The organism is Pseudomonas sp. 51_B (assembly GCF_017491595.1).
In the GTDB taxonomy this organism is placed as follows: domain Bacteria; phylum Pseudomonadota; class Gammaproteobacteria; order Pseudomonadales; family Pseudomonadaceae; genus Aquipseudomonas; species Aquipseudomonas promysalinigenes.
In genome coordinates, this window is sequence record NZ_JAFGYW010000299.1 from 1 (window position 1) to 475 (window position 475).

Here is a 475-nt window from a genome sequence, read left to right on the forward strand (position 1 = left end):
GTTGGGGGATACAGATCGGTATCAGTTTGGTGGTCGGGGTGATGTTGCTTGCTCTGGTCAACGATCTGGGTCGACTGTAACGCTTCGCTGAATTGCGAATCTGCCGCATTTTGCGGCAGTTTGTTTATTGCCAGTTGGAATAGAAAGGACTTCATGAAACGTCTGCTGCTAACTGCGGTTCTCACCGTATTGATGATCGCCGAAGTTCACGCCGAGTCCTTCACTATCTCTGATATTCGCGTCAATGGCCTCCAGCGGGTCTCCGCGGGTAGCGTCTTTGGTGCCTTGCCGTTGAACGTCGGCGAGCAGGCGGATGATCGTCGCCTGGTGGAATCCACTCGTGCGTTGTTCAAAACCGGTTTCTTTCAAGATATCCAGCTGGGCCGCGAAGGCAACGTTCTGGTCATCACCGTCGTCGAGCGTCCTTCGGTCGCCAGTATTGAAATCGAAGGCAACAAGGCGATTTCCACTGAAG

General features: G+C 53.5%; 1 protein-coding gene and 1 pseudogene. Both read left to right on the plus strand.

The genetic code is table 11. The annotated features are described in order from the left end of the window. Positions 1 to 80: hypothetical protein (locus J5M56_RS26885; RefSeq protein WP_243430904.1), on the plus strand; the 80-nt coding region annotated here is incomplete at its 5' end. A gap of 73 nt (positions 81 to 153) precedes the next feature. Further along, positions 154 to 475 (plus strand): annotated as a pseudogene (locus tag J5M56_RS24925) (outer membrane protein assembly factor BamA); the annotation flags it as partial.